This window comes from Acetobacter lovaniensis (assembly GCF_014207635.1).
Classification (GTDB): Bacteria; Pseudomonadota; Alphaproteobacteria; order Acetobacterales; family Acetobacteraceae; genus Acetobacter; species Acetobacter lovaniensis.
This window is the reverse complement of record NZ_JACHIE010000001.1, coordinates 476,959-489,121: the sequence shown is the minus strand read 5'-3', so window position 1 is coordinate 489,121 and position 12,163 is coordinate 476,959. Positions and strand designations below refer to the sequence as shown.

At 60.0% G+C, this 12,163-nt stretch carries 13 protein-coding genes; 7 read left to right on the top strand and 6 right to left on the bottom strand.

Annotation, left to right across the window (positions count from 1 at the left end; translation table 11 throughout):
- Window positions 1–741 (top strand): MarC family protein, encoded by a 741-nt coding sequence (locus HNR55_RS02260; protein WP_166110723.1) that lies wholly within the window; start codon window positions 1–3, stop codon window positions 739–741.
- 89 nt (window positions 742–830) lie between these two features.
- Here HNR55_RS02260 and HNR55_RS02255 read toward each other — a convergent pair whose 3' ends face one another.
- Complete coding sequence (locus HNR55_RS02255) at window positions 831–1,652, bottom strand: 23S rRNA (adenine(2030)-N(6))-methyltransferase RlmJ (RefSeq protein WP_166110720.1); 822 nt, start codon at window positions 1,650–1,652, stop codon at window positions 831–833.
- On the bottom strand, window positions 1,649–2,755 hold the full coding sequence (gene tsaD / locus HNR55_RS02250) for a tRNA (adenosine(37)-N6)-threonylcarbamoyltransferase complex transferase subunit TsaD (RefSeq protein WP_166110717.1): 1,107 nt from the start codon (window positions 2,753–2,755) through the stop codon (window positions 1,649–1,651). The genes HNR55_RS02255 and tsaD overlap by 4 nt, the downstream gene beginning before the upstream one ends.
- A 146-nt stretch (window positions 2,756–2,901) precedes the next feature.
- On the opposite strand from tsaD, the gene hemC reads away from it, so the two are divergent.
- Both hemC and HNR55_RS02240 read left to right on the top strand, forming a co-directional pair.
- Window positions 2,902–3,978: a hydroxymethylbilane synthase gene (gene hemC, locus HNR55_RS02245; protein ID WP_166110714.1), complete on the top strand. Its 1,077-nt coding sequence runs from the start codon at window positions 2,902–2,904 to the stop codon at window positions 3,976–3,978.
- A 22-nt stretch (window positions 3,979–4,000) separates the two neighbouring features.
- Window positions 4,001–4,750, top strand: a complete 750-nt coding sequence (locus HNR55_RS02240; RefSeq protein ID WP_166110711.1) for a uroporphyrinogen-III synthase — start codon at window positions 4,001–4,003, stop codon at window positions 4,748–4,750.
- Window positions 4,751–4,814: 64 nt separating this feature from the next.
- Here HNR55_RS02240 and secB read toward each other — a convergent pair whose 3' ends face one another.
- Complete coding sequence (secB, locus tag HNR55_RS02235) at window positions 4,815–5,312, bottom strand: protein-export chaperone SecB (RefSeq protein WP_166110708.1); 498 nt, start codon at window positions 5,310–5,312, stop codon at window positions 4,815–4,817.
- Window positions 5,313–5,451: 139 nt separating this feature from the next.
- Window positions 5,452–5,970, bottom strand: coding sequence for a histidine phosphatase family protein (locus HNR55_RS02230; RefSeq protein ID WP_166110705.1), 519 nt, complete (start codon window positions 5,968–5,970; stop codon window positions 5,452–5,454).
- Window positions 5,971–6,152: 182 nt separating this feature from the next.
- Between HNR55_RS02230 and HNR55_RS02225 the strand changes: the two genes are divergently transcribed.
- From HNR55_RS02225 to HNR55_RS02210, 4 genes are all read left to right on the top strand, one after another.
- The gene (locus HNR55_RS02225; protein WP_166110702.1) at window positions 6,153–6,833 is read left to right on the top strand and encodes a Tim44/TimA family putative adaptor protein; all 681 of its coding nucleotides are present in this window, start codon (window positions 6,153–6,155) and stop codon (window positions 6,831–6,833) included.
- Window positions 6,830–7,684 (top strand): DNA-methyltransferase, encoded by an 855-nt coding sequence (locus HNR55_RS02220; protein ID WP_184382522.1) that lies wholly within the window; start codon window positions 6,830–6,832, stop codon window positions 7,682–7,684. Before HNR55_RS02225 ends, HNR55_RS02220 begins: the two co-directional genes overlap by 4 nt.
- 122 nt (window positions 7,685–7,806) lie before the next feature.
- On the top strand, window positions 7,807–9,225 hold the full coding sequence (locus HNR55_RS02215; protein ID WP_184382519.1) for a cytochrome-c peroxidase: 1,419 nt from the start codon (window positions 7,807–7,809) through the stop codon (window positions 9,223–9,225).
- 159 nt (window positions 9,226–9,384) lie between these two features.
- Entirely contained in the window at window positions 9,385–10,020 is a 636-nt protein-coding gene (locus HNR55_RS02210; RefSeq protein ID WP_166110699.1) for a Smr/MutS family protein, read from the top strand.
- Here HNR55_RS02210 and HNR55_RS02205 read toward each other — a convergent pair.
- Window positions 9,997–11,163: a hypothetical protein gene (locus HNR55_RS02205; protein WP_166110696.1), complete on the bottom strand. Its 1,167-nt coding sequence runs from the start codon at window positions 11,161–11,163 to the stop codon at window positions 9,997–9,999. The two genes, HNR55_RS02210 and HNR55_RS02205, sit on opposite strands and share 24 nt — an antisense overlap.
- Window positions 11,164–11,237: 74 nt before the next feature.
- Window positions 11,238–12,152, bottom strand: a complete 915-nt coding sequence (gene hemF / locus HNR55_RS02200; protein WP_166110693.1) for an oxygen-dependent coproporphyrinogen oxidase — start codon at window positions 12,150–12,152, stop codon at window positions 11,238–11,240.
- Window positions 12,153–12,163 lie beyond the last annotated feature (11 nt).

The window sequence follows — 12,163 nt, the reverse complement described above, 5'->3', positions numbered from 1 at the left end:
ATGTCGGCGCATCTTCCCGGGATTCTATTAAGCGGGAGTATGGTCAGGACAGGGATTTCTTCCTTTCTGCTGGCTTTTCCCGCCCTGTTTTCCATTGTCAATCCATTTGGCGCGGCTCTTATTTTTGCTCAGGCGTCCGATGGTCGCGCGCCGCGCGAGATCATGGCGCTTGCGCGGCTTGTCTCTTTTTATTCCTTTGTGCTGATTATTGCCTCCCTGTGGTTTGGCAGCCTTGTGCTGGCGTTTTTTGGCGTGACCGTTAACGCCCTGCGTGTGGCGGGTGGTCTGGTTGTGGCCGTGCGGGCATGGGCCCTGCTGCAAAGCCCTGAAAGTGTGGAAGCGCAGAAGGAAAAACAGGCCCTGCAGGGTGGGCGCACCGTTATGTCGCCCAACTGGGCGGATGCTGCGTTTTTTCCACTGGCCATGCCGTTTACCGTTGGGCCGGGCACCATTGCCGTGGCCATTGCCCTGGGGTCGGGTTGTCCGTCGGATCAATCCTTCTGGGCATATTCGGCGGGTACGACTGTTGCTGCTATCTGCGTGGTGCTGATCGTGTGGGCTGCGTATTCCAGCTCGGAAAAACTGGTATCCATGCTGGGTGTAACCGGCACGCGGATTGTCAGCAGGCTGGCGGCACTGGTTCTGCTGTGCATTGGCGTGCAGATTCTGGCCGCAGGTGTACAGGGTTTTGCAACAGATATGTGGCACAGCATGCTCAAGGATGTCAGTCGCCCCGCTTAAGCAGGGCGGTCTCCCTTGCGCACAATACCCACGCCCCTTCTTTCGGCTGAGGTATGAAGCCTCTTTACGCAAAAAAAGGGGGTGAGGGTTTATTCAGGCACCAGTTCACTCACTGTTGCGTCAAACGCACCAAGTGCCGTTTTCAGCCGCTCAAGCTGCTGCTGTGCCTGTGCTGCAAAGCCGTAAGGTGGTTTGATGACCAGTAACCCCGCCCCATTGAGGGCATCGGGGTTATGGGGGGGGCGCATCAGCAGTTCCGCCACCAGCACGTTGCGGTGCCCGGCCAGCTCCACGCTGGTATGGAACTGGCGCACCGGTGTTCTGTGCTTGATGGGGTACCATACCGCAATCATGCCCGCGGCAAAGCGGGTGCGAATGGTCTGGAGTGCTTCGGCTAGGCGGTCAAATTCCCCCGGCTCTTCAAATGGCGGGTCGATCAGCACAAGCCCGCGTTTTGCTGTTTTGGGGGGAAGGAGTGCGCGCAGGCTCTCATACGCATCGCGCTCATGCACGCTTATGTTGGGCTGGCCTGCAAACAGGCGGTACAGTGCCCGCTTGTCCACCGGATGTTTTTCGCAGCAGATCAACTGGTCCTGTGGGCGTAGCATGAGCGATGCCAGCAGGGGGGAGCCGGGGTAAAAACGTGGCCCGCCAGCCTTGCGTACCAGCTCCAGCCACGGGGCAAGCGGGCTGTCTGGCGCTTCTGCCCATAGTCTGCCGATGCCACTTTGGTATTCGCCGGTTTTTTCGGCCTCGGGGCTTTCAAGGTCATACCGGCCAATACCGGCATGGGTGTCCAGCACCAGAAAAGGCGCGTCCTTGCGCAGAAAATGCTGGAGCAGGCTGACCAGCAACGTGTGCTTCATGCAGTCGGCAAAATTGCCTGCGTGGTAGATGTGGCGATAGTTCATGCGGAGGCCTGATCGGGTTCAAAACGCTGGGCCATGTCTTCCAGTGGCCAGCGCGGGCGTGGGCGCAGGGTTGTGTTGTTGGGTGCGGGCAGGCCGCGTTCAGTGCTTTCGCGCCATGTTTCAAGGGCTGCCCAGCCGACCATAACGGCATTATCCGTGCAGAGCCGGAGCGGAGGTGCGGCAAAGCGCAGGCCGCGCGTGTGGGCTACGTCCTCCAGTCTGGCGCGCAGGGTGGTGTTGGCGGCAACGCCACCAGCGGCGACCAGCAGGCGGGCCTGTGGCATCATGTCCAGCGCATGGTTGATGCGGTCCGCCACAACATCGGCCACCGCCTGCTGGAAGGATGCCGCAAGGTCGGCGGCAAACTGGTGGGGCAGGGGCGCCTGCCCGTAAGGGGCCAGTTTTTGCGCAATCGCGGTTTTAAGCCCGGAGAACGAGAAGTCACACCCCGGCCGGTGCAGGAGCGGGCGGGGCAGGGCTATGGCGTCCGGGTTGCCCATCTGGGCCAGTTTTTCCAGTGCCGGGCCACCGGGCCAGCCAAGGCCGAGCATTTTTGCAACCTTGTCAAATGCTTCGCCTGCGGCATCGTCTATGGTGCCGCCGAGTTTGCGGTACCGGCCAACGCCTTCCACCGCAATGCACTGGCAGTGCCCGCCAGAAACCAGCAGCAACAGGTAGGGAAAAGGCGCACCATCGGGCACAATACCGGGCAGGCGGGCGGTCAGGGCATGGGCTTCCACATGGTTGACCGCAACAAAAGGAATAGCCAGCGCCAGAGCCAGCCCCTTGGCAAAACTTGTGCCAACGATCAGCCCGCCAATCAGCCCCGGCCCGGTGCTGGCGGCAATAAAGGCAAGGTCCGTGGTGGCCAGACCTGCATCTGCCAGTGTTGCCTCGACCAGAGCAGGCAGGAGGGCCAGATGCGCGCGGGCGGCTATTTCTGGCACGACCCCCCCAAAATCCGCATGCCCATCCTGCGAGACAACGCGCTGGGCAAGGCAGGTACCATCGGGGGCCAGAATGGCGCAGGCGGTTTCGTCACAGGAGGATTCAATGGCCAGAACAGGCCCGGAGGGCTGATGGGTGGCGGAAAGGTCACTCATGGACGCACCATAAAAAAAGCGGTATTCTTGCATGAATGCAACGGATGGGGAGGGGCGGAATGTTTTTCCGGTCGCGCAAGTTTTTCAGACCAGCCGGGCTTCATCGTATCTTGTCCTTTCTCCATTCCCGGTAATAGACACATCTTATGGATTCAGCCTACCCTTCCTCACCTGTCCTTTCTCCCGCCTTGCAGGAGATTGCCGCAGAAGCGGCTGCACGCCAGAAAAAGGCGGGTAGTCATTCGGGACGTCACTCCCTGCCTTTGCGCGTGGGCACGCGTGGGTCTCCTCTGGCGCTGGTCCAGACACGCGCGTTTTTGACCACGCTGACGCGCTTCTGCCCCGTCTTGCGGGACATGAACGCCTTTCAGGAACACCAGATCAACACCACGGGTGATCAGGTGCAAAACCGCAGGCTTGCGGAAATTGGTGGTAAAGGCCTGTTTGCAAAGGAAATTCATGAGGCTCTGGTAGACCGGCGGATTGATTTTGCCGTGCATAGCCTCAAGGATCTGGAAACAACACTCCCCCCCGGTCTGGTGCTGGCCTGCACGCTCAAGCGCGAAGATGCACGGGACGCGCTGATCCTTGGCCCCCGGCTGGAACAGTCCGATCCGGATGATCCGTATTCGGCCCTGCCCGAAGGCGCTCTGGTCGGGTGTGCCTCTGTCCGCCGTCAGGCGCAGATGCTGCATGTACGCCCCGACCTTAAGTTTGGCCTGCTACGCGGCAACGTGCAGACCCGACTCGACAAGCTTGCCGCCCGGCAGTGCGATGCCACCTTGCTTGCGCTGGCTGGCCTGCGCCGCCTTGGCATGGCCGAGCGGGCCAGCATCGTGCTTTCTCCCACCGTTATGGTGCCCGCCGCCGGGCAGGGCATTGTTGGCGTGACGGTGCGTGAGGACGATGTTGAACTGCGCGAACTGCTGTCCGCCATTGAGGATTACGAAGCCCGCGCCGTTGCCACGGCCGAGCGCGCCCTGCTGGCGGAGCTGGACGGGTCATGCCGTACGCCGATTGGGGGCTATGCCCAGCTTATTCCCGTTGTGGCGGGGGATACGCCCAAACTGCACCTGACTGGCCTTGTGGCGCGGGAGGACGGGTCCTTCCTGCTCAAGCGCAGCATAAGTGGTGCGCCCGAAGATGCCGCACGGCTGGGGCGTGAACTCGGGTGCAGCCTGCGCAGGGATAGCCCGGCCGATATTTTTGAGGAAAACGCGTAAAAACACACACAGGCCGTCTTCCATGCCTTCGCCGTCTTCGCGTTCGTTGCTGTCGTCGTCGCGTGGTGTCCTCATCACCCGGCCAGAGCCGGGGTTGGGGGAGACAGCTTTGGCGGTGGCCCGCGCAGGGTGGGTCCCTCTTCCTGCCCCGGCGCTGCATGTGTGTGCCTGCCTTGTGCGGCATTTGCCACGCCAGCCTGCCGCATTGCTGCTGACCAGTGGGCAGGCAGTCGCCGCCGCGGCGGAAAGTGTCAGCCCCTCCGTTCCTGTTTTTGCCGTGGGCGACCGCACTGCACAAAAAGCGCGGGCGGCCGGGTTTGTTACGGTGTGCAGCGCCAAGGGTAATGCGCAGGCGCTCGTACGCCTGCTGGTTGGTACGTGCTCCCCGGAGCAGGGAACACTTCTGCTTTTTTCCGGGGCGGGGCAGGGGGTGGAACTGGCGCAAAGCCTGCGCGGCCACGGTTTTAGTGTTGTACGGCGGGTTGCGTACCGGGCCAGTGCGGTGGTGGATTTTCCCGTCCCTGCCGGGCAGGCGTTGCAGGCCGGGCAGGTTGCGGCGGTTCTGTTTTTTTCGGCCCGGAGTGCCCGGAACTGGCTGGCCAGTGTGCCCCGTGGCCACCTGTATGCGCAGGTGCTGGCCCTGCGCGCCGTTGTTATTTCGCACGAGGTCGCGCAGGCCGTGCAGCTTGCGGGCTGGTTGGGGCCGGTTACGGTGGCTGCCACGCCCGATGCCCCGGCCATGCTTGCGGCTCTGGGCAGCCTGAACACATAAAAAAACCCGGCTGCCATAATGGAGCCGGGTTTTTGCAAGGCGCTGTTACACCCAAAGCAGAGACTTATGCGTGGCCTGCTGCTTCGGGGAATTCTGCGCGGCGGGCCTGCCACAGGGCCACAAAGTCGATCGGCTGCAGCACAATGGGGGGGAACCCACCATCACGCGTGACATCGCTGATGATGTTGCGCGCGTAGGGGAAGATCAGGCGCGGCACTTCAACCAGCAGGATGGGTTCGATCAGTTCCGGCGGCGGGTTGCTCAGGGTGACAACTGCGGCATAAACCAGTTCGGTCAGGAACACCGTGCGCCCGGCGGGGCCGTTTTCCGTTTCCGGGGCTTCCTTGGCTTCGGCCTTGATGCTCAGGGTGACTTCGTAAACCATCTGATCGCTCTGCAGGCGGCTGGTCTGCACATCGATGTTGACACTGATCTGGGGCTGAGCGCGCAGGGTGGCAAAGATTTCTGCCCCAACGGGCACTTCAAAGGAAAGATCGCGCGTGTACTGGAGGTTAATGGCCAGTGGCAGGGCGGGGGGAACGGACTGGGCAGTATCGGACATTGATGACAGCTTCCTGCTCTCAAACGTATTGGGTTCCCTTAAGGCGGTAGCATGACATGCGGGGTTAGCCAACACTCCAATCCGGGTCTTTGAGGGCTGGGGGCCCATGTTAGGTGTGCGGATAAGGACGTTTGTTTTTTTATGGGGTAAGATGGAGCCAGTCCCCGTTTTCCAGACTCTGGCTGCTCAGTTCGAGCAGGAACCACCAGTGCGACACAACCAGTGTGTGCTCATGGGGCGCGTCCGTGCGCATCTGCTCGCGGAACTGCTGCGCCCGCAGGGTGAGTGCGCGGTCGGACTCCGGTAAGGGAGACCACCATTTTTCCGGCAGATGGGCAAAATCAAGCTGTGGCCAGTCCCGCGTCAGCACAGAGGCGGGGGAGCCAACATCGCACGAATACATGCCCCGTTCGCGCACAAGGGGCGTTACCTGCGGCGTAAGGCCCAGTGCGCGGGCAATGGGGGTGGCGGTTTGCAGGGTACGGGTAAAGGGCGACACCAGAATACGCGTGATGTTTTTGTGCCGGAGTTCATCCACCAGCGCATAGGCGTGGTCCTGCCCCTGGGCGGAAAGGGCGGGGTCGGGCACGCTGGGGTCACGCCCGCTCAGGTTATACAGGCGGTTGAACTCACTTTCGCAATGACGCAGGATGATCATGGTAGCCTGAGGGGTTTTTAAAACAGGAATGGTCTTTTACAAGGGCGGATGGACTGGTATTCATTGTATCCGCGCGCTGTCATGACTATGTGATAATGAGAGCCCGAGGGAAAGTGCCCTTCCCGTAATAATATACAAACCTGCAAACGCTGTGTGCAGGCAGATTGGTGGACGTTTAACAGATGGATTTTTCTCTCGACCACTTCCCGGTCGATCTGGTTCTTCTGGCTTTGGTAGCCGCTTTTCTGGCTCTGCGGTTGCGGAGTGTTCTGGGTAGGCGCGTTGGCATCCAGCCCCCCACCATGCCTGTTCCCCCCCGTGCGGAGGCAGCGCCCCGTGTGGTGGAAAACAGGGTGGAACTGGCTGGCCCCGCCGTTGAGTATGATGTGCCATCCTCCGGTACGCGGGTCGGGCAGTTGCTGGTCGAGATTCACCAGCAGGACACAGGGTTTACCCCCCAGCAGTTTCTGATGAGTGTGCAGACCGTGTTCGCACAGGTTGTGGAAGCCTACGCGCAGGGCAACCGGGATGTGCTCAAAACTTACCTGACACCTGCGGCCTATAACTCGTTCGATGCTGCCATCACCGCGCGCGAAGCTGCGGGGCAGAAACAGCGCACAGACATTCAGGCCGTGCGCTCGCTTGCCATCGAGGACGTACGGCTGACAAAGCTGGACGTTGGGCTGGGCGTGGCCATTGATGTGCGTATTGTTTCCGACCAGATCAGTCTGGTGGAAGATCAGGCAGGCCAGCCGGTCACCGGTACGGATGCTGTAACCGAGTTTTCTGATATGTGGACGCTGGAGCGCCTGCTGGGCGTTGGTGGCAGTGGCTGGCGTCTTGCGGCGGCGCGTAGTGCGTGAGTGCGGACAAACCGGTCACGGGTTCCACCACCCCGCCCACACGGGCAAAACGCTATAAGGTTGGTCGTCAGGACATTGTTCTAGGCGACTGCCTGCGCGCGTTGCGGCGGATGCAGGCCGAAACCGTGGATGTGATTGTTACGTCCCCCCCCTATAATATTGGCCTGTCCTACAGGAGCTACCCCGACCGGCGGGAAGAAAACGATTATCTGGACTGGATGATGACGGTTGCAACACAGTTGCAGCGGGTGCTTAAGCCGGACGGATCGTTTTTTCTGAATATTTCTGGCTCATCCGCCCAGCCATGGCTGCCTTTTGAGCTGGCGGTGCGCCTGCGCGACCTGTTTGTGCTGCAAAACCATATTTCATGGGTCAAATCCATCTCCGTGGGGGAGGATAGCTTTGGCCATTTTAAACCCATGAACAGCCAGCGCTATCTGCACCGTGGGCATGAACATCTTTTTCACTTCACGCTTGATGGGGATGTGCCGCTGGACCGGCTGAGCGCGGGTGTGCCCTACAAGGACAAAACCAACATAGCCCGCCGTGGCCACCAGCAGGACCGCCGCTGCCGGGGGGATGCGTGGTTTATCCCTTATGAGACCGTGCGTGGGCGGGCGGAAAAATTTGATCATCCCGGCACCTTTCCCATAGCCCTGCCCGAACAGTGCATTCTGCTCCACGGCAAATCCGGCTGCCGGGTGCTGGACCCGTTTATGGGCACCGGCACCACCCTGCTGGCCGCCCAGCGCCTTGGGTGCAGTGGTGTGGGGATGGAAATAGATGCGGAGTACGTGGCCATAGCCCGGGCAAGGCTTATGCACGATCTGGTGAACAGCCCGCTCGCCTGATCGGATTTATCTATTATTACGATAAAAATAATCGTTTTGACATTTTGATGTGCATCAAACACAACGGGCGCAGGAATGAATAAAATGTATAAGAGAAAGAAATAGAACCGGGGGATCGGGGTTTGAAACGTATATTAGTCTCTCTGGCAGGGGTTGGTCTGCTGGCATATGGCGGTACAGTTGCTTTTTTGCAGCATTATGACCATGTAACGGCAACAGAACTTGTGCCAGCTTCACCAACACATAAAGACCCCGTTGCTTTGGCTGCGTTTAATGCGTTGAATGAAGCGCGCTGCGATTACTGCCATGCAACAGGTCGGGACCTGCCTTTTTACTTCCGTCTGCCAGTGGCGAACACGATTATGGAAAGGGATCGCGATCAGGGGTTGCGCCATTTCCGTATGGAACCTGTTCTGCATGCGTTTGAGCATGGCACGCCGCCATCGGAAGAAGAGCTGTCGCGCATTGAGGAAGTCATTGTGCAGAACCGCATGCCCCCGGCACAGTACCTGCTGCTGCACTGGCATGCGCACCTGTCCAATGCCGAGCGGCAGGATATTCTGGCATGGGTGCAGCAGACCCGGCGTAAATACTACGCCAATACGGGTGCAACCCAGGCACTGGCAGCCGAACCCGTACGCCCTGTGCCGGAAAGCGTGGATGTGGACCCTGTAAAGGTTGCGCTGGGCAAAAAGCTGTTTTTTGACAAAAAACTGTCAGGCGACAACACGCTCAACTGCGCAAGCTGCCACGGGCTGGACAAGGGCGGGGTGGATAATCTGGTAACCGCAACCGGTATTGGCGGCCAGAAAGGCCCGATTAACGTGCCAACCGTGTATGATGCGTATTTCAAGATCGCCCAGTTCTGGAACGCCCGTGCGCCAGACCTTGCCGCACAGGCCGCAGGCCCGGTTATGAACCCGCTGGAAATGGGGTCGCATGACTGGTCGGAAGTCGCCAAAAAGCTGGCGACAGACCCCGATTACGCCGGTATGTTCAAGGCCGCCTTTGGCCCGGACGTGCAGGTTGATCAGCAGACCATTACGCAGGCCATTGCCGAGTATGAAAAAACCCTGATCACGCCGGACAGCCCGTTTGATGAATACCTCAAGGGCAAGGAGGATGCGATCAGCCCGCAGGCCAGGCGTGGTTATGAGCGGTTCAAGGCCATTGGCTGCTCGGGTTGCCATAGCGGTATTGACGTCGGTGGCGGTGGTTATGAAGTCATGGGGCTGGAGTCCGATTACTTCAAGGATCGCGGCGGCAAGCTGACAGATGCGGATGAGGGCATTTATGCCATCAGCCACAACAAGCTGGACCAGAACCGCTTTGTAGTGCCCACCCTGCGCAACATTGCGCTGACTGCGCCTTACTTCCATGACGGCAGCGTAAAAACACTGGATGAAGCCGTGCGTAAAATGGCGCGCTACCAGACGCCGGACAGCAATCCGTCTGATCAGGATGTAGCGGATATTGTGGCGTTCCTGCAGACCCTGACCGGCAAGTATGAAGGTCATGAACTGACCGATATCAAACAGTAAACAGGAGCAGACGGGGCGGACATCTTTGCGGATGTCCGCTTTCTGTGCTTGAACAACGGCTCGTCCGCAGGTGATAAAGCCTGTTGGATGGGCCGTTTGTGTTTGTGGCAGATCGTGCACGGAGCGGATTGGTTGGAATAAAGTGCGATAGGTGACCGGGTGGTAAAAAGGCGGCGTCAGTTACAGGAGGCGGAAAAGCAGCTCTGGGCGCTGGTGGTGCGTGATGTGGCTCCTCTGACCAGCGCCAGTCTTGTTCCCCCCATGGCGGATACGGCATTTGGTCAGGAAGCCGCTTCCATGCCGGAGAGCGTAACGGCCATCCCGCAGACACATTACAAAAAAAGGCAACCCAAAGTCAGCCCCGCAGGCAGCCTGCTGTGGGAGCAGCGCCCAACAGCCCACCATGCTCCAGCGGTCTCGCCTGTAACAATAAGGCCAGCGCCCCCCATTGCGGAAAAAATTGGCCAGCGTCAGCCCGGTGTGGATGACTATAGCTGGCGGCGCTTTCATCAGGGGAGCATGCGGGTGGAAAAGCGTCTGGACCTGCACGGCATGGTCGCGCAGGAAGCCTTTGTGCGTCTGAGAGAATTTATGGATGTGGCCGCCCATCGTGGCCTGCGCTGTGTGGAAATCATTACAGGGCTGGGAACGGGGCAGGAAGGGGGCATTTTACGGCGCGAACTGCCCCATTGGCTGGAGCGGCCGGAAATGCGTGCCAGTATTCTGGGGCTGGCTTACCCCCATGAGGGGAATAAAGGCTCCGTCCGGATTTTACTGCGCAGGCGCAGGCGGTAAGGGCTGCGCGGGGGGAAGGCTCTTCCAGCGTGGCAGGTTAAGGGCCAGCCAGCGGCGGAACGCCATGCCCGCATTTACGTCAGGGGTGGCCATACCATAAGACGCAATGCATTTCGTGCCCGAAAGTACAGTCTGCCCGTTAGCCAGCGCAATCTGTTGCAGGTTCAGTCGGGCAGCACACGTTTCCGCCGCATGCCGCCAGCGCGCCACTTTGGCGGGGGGTGTGAGCAGGGGCAGAACAAGGGCTGCCTTAAGGCTGGCGGCAGAAGCAATGGCCTGCCATGCCTGCGGCAGAAAAGCCGGGGTGGATGCCCTGCGTTCTTGCAGCAATATGGTCGGGAAGGGGGGGGGCAGCACCAGATCCGCCGGTGTTGGCATGGGTGGCGCCTCGGTGTTGAGAAAAAGCGGGATAAACCCTTTGGCGCCCAGTGCGTCCAGCCGTTCCTTCAGGGCTGCGTCCATGGGGAGTTGAATGGCATCGACCAGTCCGCCGGTCAGGGCGGCCATGGCGGCATCTGGTGTTGCGTAGCCACTGACTGGCAGGGGCCGCAGGGCCAGCAGGTCAAAGGCCAGAAGAGTAGGCAGTTCCGGCCCAGTGGGGGTGGAAACCGCAACGCGGGTGGTTTTACCGCTTAGAATAATGCCGAGTGAGCGGTGCAGGCTGACATGCCCCACAACCACGCAGGGCTGGCATATTGTTAACACGGGCAACCAGCGCTGATAGGCGTAATGTACGCGGCTATCCCCGGCCATGGCGGCCATCAGTGCTGTGCCGGGGACGAGTAATGTGCTGGAGGCGGAACTGAGCTGCTCCTGCGCATCAAACAGGTTTGCACCTGTGACTCCGTCCCATCCGGTGGTGAAGGTGAGGTCAAAGGGAGGTTGTTCCAGCTCTTTTGCCATGTCCGGGGCCAGCCGGGTTGCCCATGTGCCACAGGGTGTTTCCGCGCTGCCAGCCACAATCAGCTTTGTGGTCTGGTCAGACGTGGCAGTGGGGGCCGGGCCTACCAGTATGTCATCCGCCGCGCGGGCTGTGGCTGCTGCGGCCATACTCCCCAGTGCCCCGCCCAGAAACAGGCGGCGGGACAGGGTGAGGCCATGATGGCGACGCATCATTGAAGAAGCAGGGATGAGAGTAGACAAACACCAATAGCCTTCATTGTGGTTATCGCTCCTCCATACTATGCGCACTTAACGGCAGAAAGACGGCCGTTTTATTACGGCCATTTAACCTCTGGGGGCATGCTCATCAGAATGGCTTCCGTATTGCCGCCGGTTTTAAGCCCGAACAGCGTGCCCCGGTCATGCAGCAGGTTGAATTCCACGTAGCGGCCACGGCGCACAAGCTGGGCATCGCGCTGTTCAGGAGTCCAGGGTTCCATCATCCGGCCACGAACAATGCGTGGGTAGGCATCCAGAAAAGCAAGGCCGACATCTTTGGTAAACGCAAAGTCCTCTTCCGCATTGCCGCTGTCCAGCCGGTCATAAAAAATACCGCCAAGGCCACGCGGTTCGTTGCGGTGGGGAAGGTAGAAATATTTGTCACACCATGCCTTGAAGCGCGGATAATACTCCGGGTCGTGCGCATTGCATGCCTTGGCAAAGGCATCATGGAATGTGGCGGCATCGTCCTGCGCCTCGGCGCTGGCGGGGAACATGGGAGTAATATCGCCCCCACCCCCAAACCAGCCCTGCGTTGTAATGATCATGCGGGTGTTAAAGTGAGCGGCCGGGACCAGCGGGTTGCACATATGGGCAACAAGGCTGATGCCGGTTGCAAAAAAATGCGGGTTTTCGGTCGCGCCGGGAATGGTGGCCGCAAAGTCGGGGGGGAATGTTCCCTCCACGGTAGAGACATTGACGCCCACTTTTTCAAAAACCCGGCCACGCATCAGGCTTATCACACCGCCGCCGCCGGGAGTTCCGTCTTCATTCAGGCGGTTCCAGCTTTTGCGTTCAAAGCGGGAGGGCTGTTCGTGGCCGGGCAGTACCGGGCTGTTCTGTGCGGCGGCGTCTGCCTCAATGGTTTCAAAGGCTGTGCATATCTGGTTACGCAGAGTTTCAAACCATGTGCGTGCCGCGTCCTTGAGCTTGTCGTGCGAGGGAACGGAGGCAGGCTTTGTCGGCGTCATGTGTAAACTCT